The sequence below is a fragment of the Janthinobacterium sp. GMG2 genome (assembly GCF_033949445.1).
Lineage (GTDB): Bacteria > Pseudomonadota > Gammaproteobacteria > Burkholderiales > Burkholderiaceae_D > Janthinobacterium > Janthinobacterium aestuarii.
Genome location: NZ_JAXAWA010000004.1, coordinates 359,896 through 379,265, shown reverse-complemented (window position 1 = coordinate 379,265; position 19,370 = coordinate 359,896). Strand labels below are relative to the sequence as shown.

Below are 19,370 nucleotides of genomic sequence, written 5' to 3'. Positions count from 1 at the left end.
CAATATGGAACTCAATACAAAACGTTCTTCGCTTCCGGCAGGTCCACATTGGCCTTGGTGACGATCACCACGCCCGTGTTGACGAACGGTGCGACCTTCTTGCCTTCGATCAGGCTGACGAGGGTTTTCACGCCCAGCGCGCCCATCGAGTACGAACCCTGCACGGCGGTCGCATACAGGGTGCCGTCCTTGACGAAGTTTTTCAGGTCTTCATTTCCGTCGAAGCCCACGGCGATCACCTTGCCGGCCTTGCCCGCCTGCGCGATGGCGCGGCCCATGCCCACGGCCGTCGGCTCATTGGCGCCAAAGATACCCTTCAAGTCAGGGTTCGAGGCCAGCACGTCGGTCGTCTGGTTCAGCGCCGTGGCCATTTGCGACTGCGAGTAGTACGTGCCGACGATCTGCAGCTGCGAATTCTTTTCGATATAGCGCTTGAAGCCGCCCACCCTGCCCGTCTCGGAACCGGCGCCCGCCACGTACGACATCACGGCGATCTTGCCCGTCTTGCCGACCTGCGAAATGAGAGCCTTGGCGCTTTGCTCGCCGGCCGCTTCATTGTCGGTCGACAGGAAGGACTGGTAATAGCGCTTGCCGCTGTCGGCCACCAGCGAATCGATCAGCACGACGGGAATCTTCGCTTCCCACGCCTTCTTCAGGGCCGGCACCAGCGCGTCCGGATCCGACGCGGCCAGCACGATGCCGGCCACCTTGCGCGTGACGGCGTTTTCCACCATGCTGACCTGATCGGCGATCGCCGATTCCGAGGCCGGTCCCTGGAAGGTCAGGCTGTAGCCCTTGGCGTCTGCCGCGCTGGCCGTGGCGCCCTTTTTCACGTTTTGCCAGTAGTTGGAATTGGTCGTCTTGACGATCACGGCGATCTCGCCCGGCGCGGCGAAGGCAGCGCTGGAGCTCAGGGCGAATGCTGCGGTCAACAGACCGAGAGACATGGCTTTGATGGTTTTCATTGTCGTCCTCATTTAATTATAGATTTATGGGTGTGACTACTTTCAGCTGCTGCTTCAGGCGCGGTTGCGCTTCTGATCGATCCAGACGGTCAGCAAGATGACCAGTCCAATAATGATTTGCTGGATAAAGCTCGATACCCCGTTCATGTTCAAGCCGTTGCGCAGGATGCCGATGACGAAGGAACCGATGACGGTGCCGGAAATGGTGCCGATGCCGCCGATCAGCGAGGCGCCGCCGATCACGGCGCTGGCGATCGCATCGAGTTCGTACATCACGCCCTCGTTCGGCTGCGCCGTCACCAGGCGCGACATCAGGACGCAACCCGTCAGGCCGGACAAGGCGCCGGACAGGGTGTACACGAGCAGGGTCACGCGGCCCACCTTCACGCCGGACAGGCGCGCCGCTTCCGCATTCGAGCCGACGGCATAGATATGCCGGCCAAAGGTGGTGCGGCTGAGCATGATGGAGACGGCCACGGCGATCACCACCATCAGCACCACCGGATACGGAATGCCGGGAAAGACGACTTCGGGAAAGGTGCCGCCCGTGTCGCGCTCGATGCGCCACAGCACGCCGTTACCGAGTTCGCCGAACGAGTCCCCCAGGCCGGAAATGGCGCGCGCACCCGTCACCTGCAGCGCCAGGCCGCGCGCGATCAGCATCATGCCCAGGGTGGCGATGAAAGGAGGCAGCTTCAGTTGCGTGATGCAAAAGCCGTTGACGGCGCCGCACATGGCGCCCACCACGACGCCGCCCAGCATGGCGACCGGCACGGGCACGCCGCTTTTCACCAGCAGCGCGGCGGCCACGCCGGCCAGCGCCAGCACGGAGCCGGAACTCAAGTCGATGCCGCCCGTGATGATGACGCAGGTGGCGGCAATGCCCAGGTAGGCGATCGACGTCACTTGCAAGGCCACGCTCATGCCGTTGCTGACGGAGAAAAAGGCGTTGCTGGTCAGCGAAAACACGAGCAGCAACAGCGACAGGCTGCCCAGCGCGGCGAATTTTTGGATCAGTTCTTTGTTCATTTTCTTGTGGCTTTCTGATGTTAATGCATTGCTGCCTGGCGGCCCGATGCGAGATGCATGATCTCTTCCTGCGACGACTCGCGCGTGTTGACGATGCCGCTGATGCGCCCTTCATGGAACACGGCCACCCGGTCCGTCATACCCATGATCTCGGGCAGCTCGGACGTGATCAGCACCACGCCGATGCCCTCCGACGCGAGCTTGTCGAGCAGCTGGTAGATGGCGAACTTGGCGCCCACGTCGATGCCGCGCGTGGGTTCGTCGAAGAAGATGATTTTCGATTCGCGGTACAGCCATTTGCTGATGACGATCTTTTGCTGGTTGCCGCCCGAGAGATTGCGCGCGATCTGTTTCGAGGTCGGCGTCTTGATGCCCAGCGCCGCGATGTACTGCTTGGCCACCGCCTCTTCTTTCGCAAAGTCGATGAAGCCGAAACGGTTCGCCAGCCCCGACACATTCGTCAAGGTGAGATTGGCCGCCACCGACATGCGGATCGCCAGGCCGTGGCTCTTGCGGTCTTCCGACAGGTAGGCGATGCCGTGGCCGATGGCGTCGATGGGACTGTCGATAGTGACCGCCACGTCGCCCAGGTGGATGGCGCCGCTGGTGAGCGGATCGGCGCCGAAGATGGCGCGCGCCACTTCCGTGCGCCCTGCCCCCATCAGGCCGGAAAAGCCGAGGATCTCGCCGCGCCGCAAATCAAAACTCAGCGGGCCGAAGACATCCTTGCGGTGCAAATCGGTCACGCGCAGCAGCACTTCAGCCGTCGGCGCCGAGACGCGGTCGGGAAATTTTTCATCGAGGGTGCGGCCCACCATCTTCGCCACGATGGCGTCCAGGGTGGTGGCGGCAAAATCGTCGGTGCAGACGAATTTACCGTCGCGCAGCACCGTCACCCTGTCGATGATGTGCTGCATCTCTTCCAGGCGGTGCGAAATGTAGACCACGCTCACGCCATTGCGCTTGAGTTCATTGATGATGTCGAACAGCTGGCCCGTCTCGCTTTCCGTCAGCGACGATGTGGGCTCGTCCATGATCAGCACTTCCGTATTGAGCGACAGCGCCTTGGCGATTTCCACCATCTGCTGCTGCGCACAGGACAGGTTTTTCACCAGCTGGCGCGGGTCGATGCGCAGCTTCAACCGGTCCAGCAGCGCCTGCGCATCGGCACGCATCTTCTTGCGGTCGATGAAGATGCCGCGCACCGGTTCACGCGCCAGAAAAATATTCTCGGCCACACTCAGGTGCGGGATCAGGTTCAGTTCCTGGTGGATGATGGCGATGCCGGCGGCCTCCGCGTCCACGCTGCAGGAAAAACTGCACACCTTGCCCTTGTAGACCAGTTCTCCCTCGTCGGCCTGGTACACGCCGCTCATCACCTTCATCAGGGTGGATTTGCCGGCGCCGTTTTCGCCGCACAGCGCGTGGGCTTCGCCCTTGCGCAGGCTGAAACTGACGTTGTCCAACGCCAGCACGCCGGGAAAGCGCTTGCTGACCTTGTTCAGGGCCAGTATCTCTTCGGATTGATTCATGGTGTGTCTCCTCCACTCCACTGCCATAGGCCGGCGCGCCGATGTCTGAGCATCTTGGCGGCACGCCGGTCTGCTACTCGTTTAACTGTCGATCAGTTCCGGATTCCACGCATGCACGGTCTGGCTCTGTTCACCGAGACCGCTGATCCCCAGGCGCATGGTGTCGCCCGGCTTCAGGTACACGGCCGACGGCTTCTGCCCCATGCCCACGCCCGGCGGCGTGCCGGTGCTGATGATGTCGCCCGGGTACAAGGTCATGAAGCGGCTGATGTAGCTGACCAGATTGGCCACGCCGAAGACCATCGTTCTGGTATTGCCATCCTGGACGCGCTTGCCGTTCACTTCCAGCCACAGACCCAGGTTTTGCGGGTTCGCCACTTCGTCGCTTGTGACCAGCCAGGGGCCGATCGGGCCGAAGGTATCGCAGCCCTTGCCCTTGTCCCACTGGCCGCCGCGCTCCAATTGGTACTCGCGTTCGGACAAATCGTTCACCACGCAGTAGCCGGCCACGTGCGACAGCGCATCGGCTTCGCTCACATAGCGCGCGGTGGTGCCGATCACCACGCCCAGTTCCACTTCCCAGTCGCTTTTCTTCGAGTCCTGCGGCATCACCACGGCATCGTTGGCGCCGATGATGGCGCTGGTGGCTTTCATGAACAGCACCGGCTCAGCCGGCACGGCCATGCCTGATTCGGCCGCATGGTCGGCATAGTTCAGGCCCACGCACAAAAACTTGCCCACGCCCTTCCACGGCGGCGCGATGCGGCCAGGATTCGCCACCACCGGCAGGCTGGCGATATCGAGGGCGGCCAGGGTCGCCAGGCCATCCTTGCCCAGGGTCGCGCCCGTGATATCGGACAGCACGCCGGACAGGTCGCGCACGACGCCATCGGCATCGATCAGTGCAGGTTTTTCAGCGCCCTTGGCGCCATATCGCATCAGTTTCATGTGTGTCTCTCGTTGTTGTAATTAATTGGACCAACCACCATCGATGACATGAGTCATACCGGTGGTAAAAGCGGATTCATCGGAAGCCAGATACACGGCCAGCGCGGCGATTTCTTCTGCCCTGCCCACTCGACCCATCGGCTGGCGGGCGACAAACGCCGCCTGCACTTCATCGATGCTCACGCCCGTCGCTGCCGCCTGCGCCGCAATGCGTTCCTTCAGCGACGGCGACTCGATGGTGCCGGGACAGATCGCATTGCAGCGGATGCCGCGCGTGACGAAGTCCGCCGCTACCGATTTCGTCATGCCCACCACGGCCGCCTTCGAGGTGCCATAGATAAAGCGGTTCGGCGCGCCCTTCACGCTCGACGCCACGGACGACATATTGACGATGGAGCCGGCGCCCCTGGCCAGCATGCCGGGCAGCACGGCGCGCATCAGCCGGTACATGGAGCGCGCGTTGATGTCGAAGGAACGGTCCCAGGCCGCATCGTCGCAGTCGAGGATGGTGCCGCCGTCGACGAAGCCGGCGCAGTTGAACAGGATATCGACGGGGCCGATCTCGTCGGCCAGCGCGGTGATCGCCGCGCCATCGGTCACGTCGAGCCGGCGGATGGCGCAACCCGTTGCTTCCTTCAGCGCGTCGAGCTGGGCCTGGTTGATATCGGTGGCGATCACGGTGGCGCCTTCGCGCACGAACGCTTCGGCCGTGGCGCGGCCGATGCCTTGGCCGGCGGCGGTGAGCAGGGCGATTTTTCCTTGTAGTCTGACGGTCATGTTGTCTCCTTTTATTTTTTAACCCAACACCTTAACGGCTGGGGTCAGACCCGGCGGGTCTGACCCCGGATTTTTGCTAACTGACGTGAAATACCTGCTCCATCATCGCCCAGTGTTCGCCCTCGGCACGCGAAGCCAGCGGCTCTTGGCACGGTGCGCAAAAGGTCCACCAGCGCTGCGTTTCCGGGTCGGCGGCGATCGCCGCCATGTCGGCCTCAAAATCCTCGCCGTGGTATTCCCAGTAGCCGAACAGCAGGTTTTCCGGCTCGCGCAGGAAGATCGAATAATTGCCGACATGCGCGGCAGCCAGTCTGGCCAGCACCTGCGGCCAGACGGCGGCGTGCAGGGTTTTGTATTCAGCGATGCGCTCCGGCGCGATGCCGATGACCATGCCCATTCTTTGCATTGCGGCTCCTTTTTGCTGGCTTACGCCAACCTGCCAATACCGTTGACGATGACCGTAGGTCGGCTTAGCCGGAACGGCGTAAGCCGACACGCCCGCCACCTCATTCAAAACCATAAAACCGGCACGCATTGCGTCCGAAAATATCGTCCCTGTCCTCTTGTCCCAGATGCGCCAGCAGCGCCTCGCTGGCGGCCAGCCACGCCGCATAGCCGCCGGCCAGGTCGACCACAGGCCAGTCGCTGCCCCAGATCATGCGCCGGGGGCCGAACACGTCCAGCACATGGGCGGCATAGGGGCGCAGGTCGTCCACGTTCCAGCCGGGCCGCGCTTCCGTCACCAGCCCGGACAGCTTGCAGTGCACGTTCGGCAGCGCGGCCAACAGCGCCATGTCTTCGCGCCAGGCGCCGAAGCCGGCATCGGCAACCGGCGGCTTGGCCGCATGGTCGATCACGATGGCCAACTGCGGATAAGCGCGGGCGCAACGCAGCAGCGCGGGCAAGTGGCGCGGCAGCACCAGCGCGTCCAGCCGCAAGCCGTGTTCCACCATGGCGGCCAGGGCCGGCGCCAGCGCGGGATTGGCAATCCACTGATCGTCGTCGAGATCCTGCAGCATGGGGCGCAAGCCTTTGAGCTTCGCCTGCGACGCCAGGCGGGCGATATTGGCCGGCGCGTCAGGTGCCAGCAAATCGGTCCAGCCCACGACGGCGCGAATGAAGCTGGTCTTTGCCGCCAGCGCCAGCAGGTAATCGGTATCGGTAGCCGACGGCAGCGACTGCACCAGTACCGTGCCGGCGATGCCGTGCGCGGCCAGCAGCGGCGCCAGGTGGGCCGGCGCAAAATCGCGGTGGATGGCGGCCAAGGATGGCGGCGGCCAGCTGCCGGCACGCGCGGCCAACTGCCAGAAATGCTGGTGGGCGTCGATGCGCATCATGCGGCCACTCCCGCAGGCAGCGGCGCGCGCGCATCGATCAACTCCGCGTCCCGCAGCGCCAGCCACAGGGCGTCGGGCAGCGGCGTGGCGAACCAGTCCAGGTTTTGCCGCAGCTGCGCCAGGTCCTGGCCGCCCGGGATGCAGGAAGCGACGGCCGGATGGGCGAGCGGAAACTGCAGCGCGGCCGCTTGCAAGGGCACGCCGAATTCACGGCAGACGGCGTCCAGGCGCGCCACGCGCTTGAGTATCGCGGCCGGCGCATCGGCGTAGTTGAATTTGCCGTTCCCGGCCAGCACGCCCGAATTGAACGGGCCGCCGATCACGATGGCGTTGCCGCGTTCCACGCACAGGTCCAGCAACGGCGACAGCGAGGCTTGTTCCAGCAAGGTATAGCGGCCGGCCAGCAAGGTGCAATCGAGGTCGAATTCCGCCATCGCGCGCAGCACGATTTCGCATTCATTGACACCTAGGCCCACGGCCTTCACCTGGCCGCTGGCGCGCAGTTCATCGAGGGCGCGAAAACCGCCACCGGCCGTCAGCTGGCGCCAGTAGTGCTGATCGTGTTCGCCATGCGTGGCCTTACCGATATCGTGCACGAACAGAATGTCGATGCGGTCCAGCCCCAATCTTTGCAGGCTGTCCTCGTGCGAACGCAGCACGCCGTCATACGTATAGTCGTAATGGGGGCGGAACGGCAGCGGCGCGGCAAAGCCGTCGTCGCCGGGACGCACGGAAGCGTCGGGCCGCATCAGCCGTCCCACCTTGGTGCTGATCACAAATTCATGGCGGGGCCGCTCGCGCAGCGCCGCACCGAGACGGCGCTCGGACTGGGTATAGCCATAGAACGGCGCCGTGTCGAAGAAGCGCACGCCGGCATCCCACGCGCCATCGAGCGTGATGCGCGCCTGCGCGTCGCTGACGGGCTGGTACAAGCCGCCTATCGGCGCGCAGCCCATGCCGATGCAGGGCAGCGACAGGCCCCCGCGCGGCAAAGTATGCAATTGTGTGACATCCATGAATCCGGCCCTCAAGCGGCGCGCAATGGGAAGCAGCCTGGCCCCACCGCATCGAATTGTTTATAGGTCAGCACGAATTCCTGGTGGCCCAGGTCTTCCGAGCGGCTCAGTTCTCCGTTGGCGACGTTCAGCACGGCGGCGACGATCTCCGCGCCCACTTCTTCGAGGCTGGCTTCGCCCGTGAGGATCTTGCCAGCGTTGATATCCATGTCGTCGGCCAGGCGCTCGAAGGTTTGCGGATTGGCGCACACCTTGATGACGGGCGAGATCGCCGAACCGACCACCGAGCCGCGGCCCGTGGTAAACAAGGTGATGTGGGCGCCACAGGAAATGAGTTCGACGATTTCCGCGTTGTCCGACACATTCGGGAAGCCGAAGCGCGGCTCGCCGTCCGGCACCACGTCGAGCAGGTACAGGCCGCCGCCGGCCGGCTGGTCGCCCGGTTTCAGAATGCCGACGATGGGTGAAGAACCGCTCTTGGCGTAGGCGCCCAGCGACTTTTCTTCCTGCGTGGTCAGGCCGCCATCGGCGTTTCCCGGCGAGAAGCTGCCATGGCCCATGATGGTGTAGTAGCGGGCGGCCTTGGCCACGGTCTCGACGATGGCATTGCCCAGGTCCGGACTGACGGCGCGCCGCTGCATGTGGTATTCGCAGCCCACCAGTTCGCCCGTCTCTTCGAAGATGCATTGGCTGCCGGCCGCGATCAGGGTGTCGAACGCGACGCCGACGGCCGGGTTGGCGCTGATGCCGCTGGTGCTGTCGGAGCCGCCGCAGATGGTGGCGACGACCAGTTCATCGATCCCCATCGGCACACGCTCCTGCCGCGCCAGGTGTTCCAGCGCCCAGCTGATCCACTCAACACCGCTGCTCACGCTGGGACGGGTGCCGCTGTTTTCCTGGATGGTAATCGTGTGCACGGGGCGGTCGCTGTTGGCCACGGCGCTGGAGAGGCCGTACTTGTTGAAGCCTTCGCAGCCCAGGGAGACCAGCAGCACGGCGCCCACGTTCGGGTGCGTCAGCAAACGGCGCATCACCTGGTCCGCGTATTCATTGGGGAAGCAGCCCGTAAAGCCGATCAGGTGCACGGGCTGGCCGGGAAAGGCGTTGACCATCAGGCGCGCCACATGGTGCGCGCATTCGACCATATAGGCCACGACCACGATATTGCGGATGCCCTTGCGGCCATCGGCACGCAGGTAGCCCGACAGGGCGGGTGTCGTTACGGGAGCGTTCATGCTTGGTCGTCCTTGTCCAGGAAATGGTGGCCGTCCTGGCCCAGGGTAAACGTGGGGATGTAATCGCTTGCCAGGTTGTGCGTGTGGATATGTTCGCCGATGGCGACGGGGGCCGTGATGCTGCCGATCAGGGCGCCGTAGCGCAGCACCTTGTCGCCGACGGCCAGCGCGCGGCGCGCCACCTTGTGGCCGATGTGGATATTTTGCGCCAGGGTGACGGGCACGCCGTCGATGGCGACGACGTCGCCGCAGGCCAAGGCTGTCCTGGCGATCAGGCAGTTATCCTCGGGCGACATCAGCAGCAGGCTGCTAGGCTGGGAAGCGAGGCTCATGGCGCACCCTCCCCGGCAAAGACGGCTAGGCGGCCGGCTGGCTCAGTTTTTCCCGCGTGCCGATCGACGACAGCATGGTGCTGCGCGAGGAATCGAGGTGCGAACGCATGCACTCGAGCGCCTTCGGTATGTCGTGCTCCGCCAGCGCGTGCAGGATCGCCAGGTGTTCCTGCACCGCGTATTTGTTGCGGCCCTTTTCCTCGCCCTTGTCCCACTGGTAGTGATAGTGAAACACGAACGAGACGATATCGTAGAAGCCCTGCGCGAAGCGGTTGTTCAAGAGGCCGATCAGGAAGGTGTGGAACTCGCGGTCCAGCGCCGGAAACGCGTTGTGGCGCGTATCGATCCTGGCGGCCAGCTTCTCGTGCTGTTTGATCAGCCGCGCCAGTTCCGCATACGCCGGATCGCCAAGCGGCAAGTGCGCAAACTGCTCCACGGCCGCCATCTCGAACATGCGCCGCATGTCCGCCAGTTCGGTGGCGAACGAGCGGTCGAACGCGCACAGGCGCCAGCCGCCGCGCGGTTTCTTTTCGATCAGGCCGAAGCGCGAAAAGCCGATCAGGAATTCGCGCACGCTGACGGTACTGGCACCCGCCTCGCGCGCCAGCTCCGCTTCCGAGAATTCCGCGCCGGGCGGCATGTCGCGCTGGTACACGCGTTCCATCAGCACTTGCTGGATGCGCTCGGCCCCCGACTGCAATTCGGAGATATCGAAGTAGTCGCCCGGTATGGGTTTGCGCAGCAGGCGCCGGTCCGCAGGACTGGCGATCAGGCGCCGCGTCGACAGATACGCGATCGCGCTGCGGATGGCCGTACGGCTGCCCTGGCAGATCGTGGTCAGGAACTGCTCCGTCGGCAGCATCTCGCCCACTGCGACATTCTCGGCGAGAAATTGCAACAGCAGGTTGGTACTGCGCTTGAAGACGGTGGCGGGTTTGGACATGGATGAATGAACGCGCTATGCCAGCGAAAGGGAAAGTGGATGAGTGGGCCATTTTAGTCGATATCGGATTGGATCGGCATGCTAAAAAAGAAACAACTGCGCTGAGCGGGGCGTTCATGGCTGCGCTCCCGGCGCCAGCATGGCGCGCAGGCGCGGCTGCGCCAGGGCGGGACACAGCTGCCGCGCCAGCGCCGCCACGGGCGCCATGCGCCGCTCGATCTTGCCGGCGTGGTGCTGGGCGATGTCGGCCAGGCGGTGCGCGAGGAAGGGATTGCCGAAGCGTTCCCTGACCTGCGCCACATACGCCAGCGCGGCGTCGCCGTGCCGCGCGCCCATGGCGGCAAACACGGGCAGCACTTCCTCGTGCCACAGGGCTTCCAGCGCGGCGCGCATGGCGCCATCGTCCATCGCCTCGCGCACCGCCATGCCGGCCGGGCTGCCCCGTTCCATCCACAGCTGCGCCAGATACGTGTGACCGAGGTTGAGCAGGAACAGCTTGCGCTGCTCATACTCGCGCAGGCTGTCCGTCACCACCAGCTGCGGGTGGCGGCACGGCAGCAGCATGCCTTCCTGCGCCTCGATGGCCCACAGCGCATACGGTTCGGCCACCGCGCCTATCGGTTCAATCGGTTCGGAAACGATGCGGTCGACGAGGGAATTGATCCACAGGCAGCCCGTTTGCAGATACCCGATGAACGCGGCATCGCAGCGCCACTGCCACGCCAATGTCACGATCACCTGGCGCAGTACATGACCGTTGTCGGCCACCAGTTCGCACGGAAAAATCGAGACAGGTGCGGCGCCGGCCAGGTAGCGGTCATGCAGCAGCACCAGCAGCTTGGCGGGAAAGCTGGCGGGAACGGTCGCGCCATCGAGCATGCCGGCGTGGTCGCCGTCATCGAGCTGGTAGCCCGTATCGCCCGTATTCGAGATGATCACGCGCGCGGCCACGGCCGCATCGCGCACCTGCCGCCAGTCGCTGCCGGCCTGCCACGCCTGCGTGACGGCGTCGGCGCGGCGCTCTTCATCGACTTGCGCGCCGTCCTGCCAGCCGCGGATGCGCACCGGGTAGCCGCCGGCCTGGCGAAACGCCGCCACCCGCGCCGCGCCCTGCCCGCTGCCGGTCGTTTGCACGATGGTGATATGGCCCAGCGCCTCGCCTTTCTTGGCCGCTTCGCTGACAAACAGGTCGGCGTGCGCCTGCAGGAAGCGGCTGGTGCCAAATTGCAGTATGGGGTTGAGATCGCTCATCTCAGACCTCGACGATGGCCTTGATGACACCGGCCTCGGGCTGCATCCAGCGATCGAGCACGCCCGTAAATTCATCGAGCGTGGTGCGGTGGGTATTGAGCAGCGCGGTGGGAACTTTGCCCGCCTTCATGGCCGCCACCACTTCCTCGAAATCGTCGACGGTGGCGTTGCGGCTGCCCAGCAAAGTCGTTTCGCGCTTGTGGAATTCCGGGTCGGAAAAGGACAGGCGGTCGCGCACGATGGACACCAGTACATAGGAGCCGCCATGGGCGACAAAGTCCAGGCCCCGCTCCATGGCGGCGATATTGCCGGTGGCGTCAAACACCACGTCGAAGAATTCGCCACCGGTGGCATCGGACAGCTGCTCCTTGTCGCCGTCGCCCAGCTGCACCGTGCGGGTGATACCGAGCGCGTCGCGGCAGAACTGCAAACGGTCGGCGCGGCCGTCGAGCACCGTGACGTCGGCGCCTTTCAAGGACGCGAACAGCATCACGGCCATGCCGATCGGGCCGGCGCCCACCACCAGCACGCGCTTGACGGCATCGACCGCGCCGCGCTTGACGGCGTGCGCGCCGATGGCGAGAAATTCGATCATGGCCGCGTCGTCGAGCGAGATGCCTTCCGTCTTGAAGACGAAGCGCTCGGGCAGCGCCAAGTATTCCGTCATGCCGCCGTCGCGGTGCACGCCCAGCACTTCGATGCGGGTGCAGCAGTTGGTCTTGCCCTGGCGGCAGGCCACGCAAGTACCGCATGACAGGTAGGGCATCACGTAGACCTGGTCGCCCACGGCCAGGCGCGAGCCGGCTGGCGCGCTGTCGATATGGCCGGACAATTCATGGCCCATCACGCGCGGATAGCTGAGGAAAGGCTGGGTGCCGCGGAAGATATGCATGTCGGTGCCGCAGATGCCGACGCGGCGTATGCGCAGCAGCACTTCACCCTCGCCTGGCACGGGCACGGGGCGCTGTTCCATGCGCAAACTGCCGGGCGTATCGCAAACGATACTTTTCATCATGGTCGTCTCTCTCGCCGCCCGGATCTTGCCGGTGGCATATTATATTTAACGTACAAACCAACTGTGAAAAAAATCCGTCTGTGCGGATTGTCTTTCCAGCCCTGCCAATGGCGCGTCTTGCTGCGCCGCACAACGATTAATCCGTCATGCCGCCTGGCCCGAACCTGTTTGTTTTGCTGTAGCTGTCGTTCGGTTTTATAAATATACCGTACAAAAAAATGAAGGTCAACGGATTCTTTTGCGGGTTTTTTCGAGGCCTCTGCTACATTCCTGCTTGACCCTGACGTTACGTCAGGCGCCATCGTGGCGGCACGCACTGAAGACAAGGAGAAGACGATGCTGTTGAAAATCGGTGAACTGGCCAGGCTCACGGGCCTGACCATCCGCACCCTGCACCACTACGACAGCATCGGCCTGCTCTCGCCTTCGGCGCGCACGCAAGCTGGCTACCGCCTGTACCAGCACGGCGACATGGACCGGCTGCACCGGATCATGGCGCTGCGCAAGTTCGGGATGTCGCTGGCCGATATCGCCAACGCCCTCGCCGGCCCGGAGCTGCCGCTCTCCTCCATCGTGGCGCGGCAAATCGCCATGCTGGAGCGCCAGATCGCACAGGCTTCCACCCTGCGCGAACGCCTGCGCACCCTGCAAACGCAACTGGTGCAGGGGCAGGCGCCGGAACTGGCCGAGTGGCTCACCACTATGGAGTTGATGACCATGTACGACAAATACTTTAGTCACGAAGAACTGCAACAACTGCCGCTGCTGTCCGATGCGGCCGTGGAACAGGAATGGAAAGCACTGGTAATGAGAGTGCGCGCCGTCAGGGACGCGGGCGCGGGCCCCGGCGATGCGCCAGCGCAGGCGCTGGCCACGGAATGGATGGTCAAACTGGTGCGCGACACGAGCGCCCATCCGGGCCTGTTCGCGCGCCTGAACGACATGCATGCGCAGGAACCATCGATGCAGACGACGACCAGCATCGACGCGGACGTGATGCAGTTCATCCTCGCCGCCTTCAATGCCTCGCGCATGGCGCTGTACAAACCCTTCCTCGACGAGCACGAATACGCGCACCTGGTGGCCAACTACGGCAAGCGTTCGGGCGAGTGGCCAGCCCTGATCGCCGCCGTGCGCGCCGCCATCGATGCGCGCACGCCGCCCACCGATCCGGCCGTGCTGCAACTGGCGCGCCAGTGGCTGGAACTGTTCCGTTCCTACGCGGGCACGGACCCGGCCACGCAGCTGAAATTCCGCCAGGCGCACCAGCAGGAACCGCGTCTGATGGAGGGCAGCTTCGTCGACGCGGCCATGCTGCAATACCTGGGCGCGGCGATGGCTGTCGTGGCGCAGGAGCGCCCCGGCGCATAGGTTCAGGTGTGGCATCTCGTGGGCGCGGCAATGTAGAATCGGCCTTCGCCCACGAGAGGATTAACCGATGCGCCGCTTTCTGTTTGCTTGCCTGACCCTGCCCGCCCTGAACCTCGCCATGGCTGGCGATGCGCCCGTGCAAGGGGTGTGGCAGGGCACCGTGGGCAAGGCCAATATCGTCGCCTGCTTCAACCAGCCCAGCCCCACGCAAGGGTCTGACCGCAGCGGCAGCTATTACTACACGCGCTACAAGACGCCGATCATGCTGGCCAAGCCGAACGGCAAGACCCTGTGGCAGGAACTCGACGCCAAAGGCAATACGACGGGCACGTGGTCGCTGAACGCGCCGCAAGGCGAAAAGGTCACCGGCACCTGGACGGACCCGAAAAGCGGCAAGACCCTGCCCCTGGCCTTGACCCTGCTGGAAGCTGCGGGCGACCGCGAACACCCGTCCTGCGCCAGCGACGCCTACAACCTGGCGCTGGAGACGTTTCCGAGCACCAAGGTAAGTAAACCCCTTACCTTCGAAGGCAAGCAATACCGCAACCTGCAAGTGGGCGACACCATCACCGTGGAACTGATGGCGCCCGGCGATGGCATCGCGAAAATCAACGCGCAGCTGCGCGGCGTGCTGGCGAAGAACAAGAAGGATTTGGAAGACTTCTATGCCACGCGCCGCGAATACCTGGGCCGCAACGGTTTCACGACGGAAGACGAAGTGTATGCGGATCCCACCTACTGGTCGCCGCGCTGGGTGACGGTGAAGTTCTACCGCTGGGCGGCCGGCTATGGCGCCAGCGGCATCTCCATCAAGTTCCGCACCTGGGACGTGAAAACGGGCCAGGAAACGGACGTGTGGAACTGGTTTGGCGCCAGCGCCAGCGATGGCGACGACAAGGCCGAATTGCCGGATCGCCTGCGCCAGGCCCTGTTCAAGGATGTGAAAATCGACGCCGAATGCAAGGGCACGGATTACGACGGCCGCGGCCGCTTCCACCTGTCATTGAAACCGGAAGGCGTATCGTTTTGGCAAGACCCGAACGGCAGCGGCTGCGAAAACGACTTTTTACTGCCCTACAGCAAAGTCGGCCCCTTCCTCACCGTCAAGGGGCGCGCCGCGCTCAGCGACTTGCTGCCGAAGAACTAGCCAGCACCAATCATCGCGGCTACCATCTCCGCCGTGGCGGCCGCCAGGGTCCAGCCCAGGTGGCCGTGGCCCGTGTTGTAGTACACGCCCGGCGCCTTGCCCGGCCCCACTTTCGGCAGCATGTCGGGCAGCATGGGACGCAAGCCGGCCCAGGGCACGACCTTGCGTGTATTCACGCCAGGAAAGCACTCTTCGACCCACTGCAACAGCGGGCGGATGCGGTCGGCGCGGATGTCGTGGTTGACGCCGTTGAATTCCGCCGTGCCCGCCACCCTGAGCCGGTCTTCGCCGAGGCGGCTACTGACCAGCTTGGTCGCGTCGTCGAGCAGGCTGACCTTCGGCGCCGCCGCGCGGCTGGCGGCGTCATCCAATTGCACGGTAATCGAATAGCCTTTCACGGGATACACGTTGACATGGTCGCCCAGCATGGCCGCCATGGCGCGGCTGGCCGTGCCCGCGCAAATGACGACGGCATCGAACACAGTGCTGTCCTCGCCTATGCTGACGCGCACCCCGCCGTGCTCGCGCGCCAGCGCCGTGACTTCCTCGCCATAGCGGCAGGCCACGCCCAGGCGCACGCAGGCGTCGGCCAGGCCGCTGGTGAATTTGTGGATGTCGCCCGTGGAATCGCTGTCCGTGTAGTAGCCGCCGTAGAAGTCGCCCTGCAAAGCCGGTTCGATGGCGCGCATTTCCTGCGGCGTGACGGCGCGCCGCTGCAAGCCGCCCCGCGCCAGCAGGCGCGAGACGCCGGCCGCCCGCTCGAAGCCGGCCTTGTCACGGTAGACGTGCAGGATGCCGGCGCGGCGGTGATCGAAATCAATCTTCTCTGCTTGCGCCCACGCAAACAGATGTTCGCGCGCGGCGATCGCCATGCGGGCCGTGGCGATGGTGTTGCGCTCGTAAGCCGGCATGGCGGCGAGAAACTCGGCAAACCAGCTCAGCTTGTGCCAGCTGGGCCAGGGATGAAGCAGCAAGGGCGCATCGCGCCGCGCCATCCATTTCAGGGCATTCAGTATCGTTGCCTTGTGGTTCCACACTTCCGCGTGCGAGGCCGACAATTGTCCACCGTTCGCATACGAGGTTTCCATGGCAGCATAACGGTGGCGTTCGACCAGGGTCACGTGCACGCCCCGCCTGGCCAGCGCATACGCCGTCGTCACACCCGTGATGCCTGCGCCCAGCACGGCCACGCGCTTCATGCCTCAGGTTCCATTTTCTGCTCCACCTTGTGCACGACCGTGTCGCCCGCCTGCAACACGCGGCCGTCCGGCGCCAGCACGTCCATCCTGCGCACGGGCGCGTGCGTATCACGTTGCAACAAGGTCGAATGCGCCTCGCCCGCTTCAAACAATTGCGCCTCGCTCCACTGGCGCAAACCGACGACGACGGGAAACAGCGCCAGCCCCTTTTGCGTCAGCACGTATTCCTGGTAGGCCGTGCCGTCCGAGGCGGGCGCAACCGTAAAGATACCCTCTTCCACCAAGGTGTGCAGGCGGTCGGCCAGGATGTTCTTCGCCACGCCCAGGCTTTTCTGGAACTCGCCAAAGCGGCGCATGCCGTCGAAGGCGTCGCGCACGATCAGCAGCGACCAGCGCTCGCCGATCACGTCGAGCGCGCGCGCCACGGGACAGGGGTCGGTTTTCAGGCTCTTGCGCTTGGCCACGGGCATTCTCCAGGATTGAGTGGTTGCATTTTAAAACTTCTCGGCGTAGACTCCAACTGGTTTTAATTTGAAACCACTTACAAGACCATGCGCGATACGAACTCCCCCATCACGACAACACTTCCTCCCACCCTCGTCTGGCTGTTTGCCACGGCGGCCGGCCTCAGCGTGGCCAATGTGTATTACGCCCAACCTTTACTCGCCACGCTGGCGCACGAGTTCGGTATGACGGAGGCGGCCAGCGGCATGGTCATCACGGCCACGCAGATCGGCTGCGCGCTGGCCCTGCTGCTGCTCGTGCCCTTGGGCGACATGCTGAACCGGCGCCGGCTGACCCTGTTCCAGCTGGGCATGCTTGCCATCACCCTGGTGGCGCTGGGCTGCGCCCGTTCCACGGCAGCCTTGCTGGGCGGCATGCTGATGGTGGGTTTGCTGGGCACGGCCATGACGCAGGGTTTGATCGCCTACGCGGCCAGCGCGGCGGCCAGCCATGAGCGGGGAAGAGTCGTCGGCATGGCGCAGGGCGGCGTGGTGATCGGCTTGCTGCTGGCGCGCACCCTGTCCGGCGTGGTAGCCGATGTGGCCGACTGGCGCGCCGTGTATTTTGTTTCGGCCGCCATCGCTTGCGCCCTGTTGCTGCTGCTGTGGCGCATGCTGCCGCCGGCCAAGTCGCAAGGCCAGAAGCTCGCCTATGGCGCCCTGCTCGCCTCGATGCTGGACATGCTGCTGCACAACAAGGTATTGCGCGTGCGCGGCATGCTGGCCCTGCTGATGTTTGCCGTCTTCAATATTTTCTGGAGCGCCCTGGTGCTGCCCCTGACGGCGCAAGGCTATAGCCATGCGGCCATCGGCGCGTTTGGCCTGGTCGGCGTGATCGGTGCGCTGGGCGCGGCGCGCGCGGGCGCCATGGCGGACAAGGGCCGCGCGCAATGGACGACGGGTGCCGCCCTGCTGCTGTTGCTGGCCGCGTGGCTGCCGCTGGGCTTTGCCGGTGCAGCCCTGTGGCCGTTAATCGTCGGCATCATCGCGCTGGACCTGGCGGGCCAGGCCATCCACGTGACGAACCAGAGCCTGATTTTCAAGCAGGACAGCGACGCGCACAGCCGCCTGGTGGCGTGCTACATGCTGTTTTATGCGGTGGGAAGCGGACTCGGTGCGATTGCCGCCACCAGCGTGTATGCGCTGGCGGGCTGGCATGGGGTATGCGCGCTGGGCGCGGCGGTCAGCTTGCTCGCCCTGCTGTTCTGGCGGCTGACCTTGCCTGCTGAAAAAGCTGAGTGATAAACGCTTAATTCAGCATGGCCGTGGCGGAACCATGGCGATAGGTTTTCAAGGCATCGGGCTGGATCTGGATCAGCGAACCGCTGACTTTAATCAGGTGCAAGTCCGTCAGCTGGTGCAGCACGCGCGACAGGGTGGCGGGCGCCAGGTTCAGGAACGATGCCAATAAACTTTTCTTCAGGTCCAGCTTGACCTCGTTCGAGCGCTGCTGGTCCGATGCCTGCAGCAAATACTCGACCACGCGCTGGGTGGCGTTCTGCACGGAGCAGCGCTCCACGTTGCGGATGAAACCCATCAGGTGGTGCGACAGGCTGTTCATCATCTGGCGCGCGATGCGGGGCGACTGGTCCAGCAGGCGCAGCAGCGCGTGCGGCGGGATGCGCAGCAGCAGGCAGTGCTCGAGCGCTTCGGCGCAGAACGGGTACGGTTCATCGAGGAAAATCATGGCTTCGCCGAAGCTCTGGCCTGGACGGATCAGTTCCAGAACCTTGTCGGTCCCTTCCATGGAAAACACGCTCAGCTTGACGAGGCCGAAGACCACCACGTAGGCGCCTTCCGCCACTTCACCCTTGCGGAACAGCACTTTGCCTTTTTCCACTTCGACACGCACGACATCCTGGCGCAATTGCTCTAATTGCGAAGGGGAAATATGGCGGAACAGAGCCTGGCTCGATAGCAAGCCATCGACGTTGACCTTATGCATGACACTCTCTTATTAGATTAGCGAATGACTAAGAGTGTAATGCGCAGGCACGGTCAAGGCCATACGTCAAAGGAACTAGGGTTGTCTAGGCCGGAACGCCATGCAGATCAAACAATCGCGGATTCCTTGCCCACTATTTGCGCTTTGTTTGATCTCTATTTGCTTAACTCGCGCTCGACGGCGTAGACGGCGATCTGCACGCGGCTGCTGAGCTTAAGCTTTTTGAGGATGTTTTGCACGTGGATTTTCACCGTGCTTTCGGCCACGTCGAGCTGGCGCGCGATTTCCTTGTTGCTCAGTCCTTGCGCCAGGCAGGCCATGGCTTCGCGTTCGCGCGGCGTCAGTTTGTCATAGTCTTCCTGGGGCGCATTCTGCCCCGCGCGGAACTGCGATACGAGCTTGGCCGTCATGGCGTCGGCGATCACGGATTCGCCGGCGGCGGCGCGGCAGATGGCCTGGCCCAGCTGTTCGGCTTCGATATTTTTCAGCAAGTAGCCGCGTGCGCCCGCGCGCAGGGCCGCGCCGAGGTCGGCCGCGTTTTCCGACACGGTCAGCATCAGCACCACCATCTGCGGCAGGTCCTGCAGGATCAGCTGCAGCGCCTCGACGCCAGTCACGCCGGGCATGTTCAAGTCCATCAGCACCACGTCGGGCTGCAGTTCGGCCGCCAGGCGCACGCCGTCCAGCCCGTTCGATGCCTCGCCCACCACCTGGAATTGAGGATTGCGCTGCAGCAGCAGCTTGACGCCGCTGCGCAGCAAGGTGTGGTCGTCGACCAGCAGGATTTTGATTGGTGCGTTCACGTGTTTGTTGCCTGATAAAGAT

20 protein-coding genes are annotated in these 19,370 nt (G+C 64.0%); 3 read left to right on the top strand and 17 right to left on the bottom strand.

From position 1 onward, the window contains the following. Positions 1–11 precede the first annotated feature (11 nt). From SKZ59_RS17485 to SKZ59_RS17425, 13 genes are all read right to left on the bottom strand, one after another. Positions 12–947 carry an ABC transporter substrate-binding protein gene (locus SKZ59_RS17485; protein WP_034760291.1) on the bottom strand — a complete coding sequence of 312 codons (936 nt, stop codon included), beginning with the start codon at positions 945–947 and terminating at the stop codon, positions 12–14. Between the two features lie 72 nt (positions 948–1,019). Beyond that, positions 1,020–1,994, bottom strand: coding sequence for an ABC transporter permease (locus SKZ59_RS17480; RefSeq protein WP_070257549.1), 975 nt, complete (start codon positions 1,992–1,994; stop codon positions 1,020–1,022). 20 nt (positions 1,995–2,014) lie between these two features. Beyond that, positions 2,015–3,553, bottom strand: a complete 1,539-nt coding sequence (locus SKZ59_RS17475) for a sugar ABC transporter ATP-binding protein (protein WP_413774569.1) — start codon at positions 3,551–3,553, stop codon at positions 2,015–2,017. A gap of 54 nt (positions 3,554–3,607) precedes the next feature. Then, positions 3,608–4,474, bottom strand: coding sequence for a fumarylacetoacetate hydrolase family protein (locus SKZ59_RS17470; RefSeq protein WP_319992469.1), 867 nt, complete (start codon positions 4,472–4,474; stop codon positions 3,608–3,610). A 21-nt stretch (positions 4,475–4,495) separates the two neighbouring features. Beyond that, positions 4,496–5,251: an SDR family oxidoreductase gene (locus SKZ59_RS17465; RefSeq protein ID WP_319992468.1), complete on the bottom strand. Its 756-nt coding sequence runs from the start codon at positions 5,249–5,251 to the stop codon at positions 4,496–4,498. A 76-nt stretch (positions 5,252–5,327) separates the two neighbouring features. After that, complete coding sequence (locus SKZ59_RS17460; RefSeq protein WP_319992467.1) at positions 5,328–5,657, bottom strand: L-rhamnose mutarotase; 330 nt, start codon at positions 5,655–5,657, stop codon at positions 5,328–5,330. A 100-nt stretch (positions 5,658–5,757) separates the two neighbouring features. Further along, the gene (locus SKZ59_RS17455) at positions 5,758–6,588 is read right to left on the bottom strand and encodes an amidohydrolase family protein (RefSeq protein ID WP_200873083.1); all 831 of its coding nucleotides are present in this window, start codon (positions 6,586–6,588) and stop codon (positions 5,758–5,760) included. Further along, complete coding sequence (locus SKZ59_RS17450; RefSeq protein WP_319992466.1) at positions 6,585–7,604, bottom strand: aldo/keto reductase; 1,020 nt, start codon at positions 7,602–7,604, stop codon at positions 6,585–6,587. The genes SKZ59_RS17455 and SKZ59_RS17450 overlap by 4 nt, the downstream gene beginning before the upstream one ends. 11 nt (positions 7,605–7,615) lie before the next feature. Beyond that, the gene (locus SKZ59_RS17445; RefSeq protein ID WP_319992465.1) at positions 7,616–8,839 is read right to left on the bottom strand and encodes a UxaA family hydrolase; all 1,224 of its coding nucleotides are present in this window, start codon (positions 8,837–8,839) and stop codon (positions 7,616–7,618) included. Beyond that, positions 8,836–9,171 (bottom strand): UxaA family hydrolase, encoded by a 336-nt coding sequence (locus tag SKZ59_RS17440; protein WP_070303651.1) that lies wholly within the window; start codon positions 9,169–9,171, stop codon positions 8,836–8,838. The genes SKZ59_RS17445 and SKZ59_RS17440 overlap by 4 nt, the downstream gene beginning before the upstream one ends. Positions 9,172–9,196: 25 nt before the next feature. After that, positions 9,197–10,114: a GntR family transcriptional regulator gene (locus SKZ59_RS17435; protein WP_072454407.1), complete on the bottom strand. Its 918-nt coding sequence runs from the start codon at positions 10,112–10,114 to the stop codon at positions 9,197–9,199. 114 nt (positions 10,115–10,228) lie between these two features. Continuing rightward, the gene (locus tag SKZ59_RS17430) at positions 10,229–11,365 is read right to left on the bottom strand and encodes a mannitol dehydrogenase family protein (RefSeq protein ID WP_319992464.1); all 1,137 of its coding nucleotides are present in this window, start codon (positions 11,363–11,365) and stop codon (positions 10,229–10,231) included. Between the two features lies 1 nt (position 11,366). After that, positions 11,367–12,377 (bottom strand): zinc-binding alcohol dehydrogenase family protein, encoded by a 1,011-nt coding sequence (locus tag SKZ59_RS17425; RefSeq protein WP_319992572.1) that lies wholly within the window; start codon positions 12,375–12,377, stop codon positions 11,367–11,369. Positions 12,378–12,716: 339 nt separating this feature from the next. Between SKZ59_RS17425 and SKZ59_RS17420 the strand changes: the two genes are divergently transcribed. Together SKZ59_RS17420 and SKZ59_RS17415 are read left to right on the top strand one after the other, a co-directional pair. Continuing rightward, a complete protein-coding gene (locus tag SKZ59_RS17420) occupies positions 12,717–13,751 on the top strand; it encodes a MerR family transcriptional regulator (RefSeq protein WP_319992571.1) in 1,035 nt (344 codons plus the stop codon). Positions 13,752–13,818: 67 nt separating this feature from the next. Then, a complete protein-coding gene (locus SKZ59_RS17415) occupies positions 13,819–14,898 on the top strand; it encodes a hypothetical protein (protein ID WP_319992463.1) in 1,080 nt (359 codons plus the stop codon). Here the strand turns inward: SKZ59_RS17415 and SKZ59_RS17410 are convergent. Together SKZ59_RS17410 and SKZ59_RS17405 are read right to left on the bottom strand one after the other, a co-directional pair. Continuing rightward, positions 14,895–16,097, bottom strand: a complete 1,203-nt coding sequence (locus tag SKZ59_RS17410) for a D-amino acid dehydrogenase (RefSeq protein ID WP_319992462.1) — start codon at positions 16,095–16,097, stop codon at positions 14,895–14,897. The genes SKZ59_RS17415 and SKZ59_RS17410 overlap by 4 nt on opposite strands. Next, positions 16,094–16,561, bottom strand: a complete 468-nt coding sequence (locus tag SKZ59_RS17405) for a helix-turn-helix domain-containing protein (protein WP_319992461.1) — start codon at positions 16,559–16,561, stop codon at positions 16,094–16,096. Before SKZ59_RS17405 ends, SKZ59_RS17410 begins: the two co-directional genes overlap by 4 nt. A gap of 87 nt (positions 16,562–16,648) precedes the next feature. Here SKZ59_RS17405 and SKZ59_RS17400 point away from each other — a divergent pair, with 87 nt between their 5' ends. Beyond that, positions 16,649–17,842, top strand: coding sequence for an MFS transporter (locus SKZ59_RS17400; protein ID WP_072454402.1), 1,194 nt, complete (start codon positions 16,649–16,651; stop codon positions 17,840–17,842). A gap of 7 nt (positions 17,843–17,849) precedes the next feature. On the opposite strand, the gene SKZ59_RS17395 is transcribed toward SKZ59_RS17400, so the two are convergent. Beyond that, positions 17,850–18,545: a Crp/Fnr family transcriptional regulator gene (locus SKZ59_RS17395; RefSeq protein WP_034759676.1), complete on the bottom strand. Its 696-nt coding sequence runs from the start codon at positions 18,543–18,545 to the stop codon at positions 17,850–17,852. A gap of 155 nt (positions 18,546–18,700) precedes the next feature. Then, positions 18,701–19,348 carry a response regulator gene (locus SKZ59_RS17390; protein WP_034759680.1) on the bottom strand — a complete coding sequence of 216 codons (648 nt, stop codon included), beginning with the start codon at positions 19,346–19,348 and terminating at the stop codon, positions 18,701–18,703. Positions 19,349–19,370 lie beyond the last annotated feature (22 nt).